Genomic DNA, 498 nt, shown 5'->3' with positions numbered 1-498 from the left:
CTGCGACCGGCACCAAGCTTGCCACCGTCACCTTCACCAACACGTCGGCAAGTGGCTGGCAGACGGTGGCCCTGGCGACGCCCGTCTCCATTACCGCCAACACCACCTATGTCGCCTCGTACCACACGACCGGCGCCTACGTGGCGACCAACAACTTCTTCACCAGCGCCGTCACCAGCGGCCCGCTGACGGCCCCCTCGAGCACCACTGCCGGAGGCAACGGCGTCTATGCCTATGGCGGATCTGCCACAACCGGCCTGTTCCCCAATGCCACCTATGGTGCAGCCAACTACTTTGCAGACGTGGTCTTCAACACCACGACATCTGGCAACACGGGGCCGACGGCAGCTGCCGACACGGGCGACGCCACCGAGAAGGGTGGGGTGGCCAACGGCTCGGGCGGCGTGGCCGCCGGCGGCAACGTGCTGACCAACGACACCGATCCGGATGCCGGCGACAGCAAGACCGTCACCGCGGTCAGTTTCGGCGCCACCGCCG

General features: G+C 67.1%; 1 protein-coding gene. It reads left to right on the top strand.

What is annotated here, in order from left to right; translation table 11 throughout:
• On the top strand, positions 1–498 hold a 498-nt coding region (locus tag AC1DMK_RS31135; RefSeq protein WP_477864055.1), incomplete at both ends, for a DUF4082 domain-containing protein.

The organism is Rhizobium sp. 05L419 (genome assembly GCF_056397845.1).
Note: the sequence above shows the minus strand (reverse complement) of the source record. Positions and strands in the feature narration are given on the sequence as shown.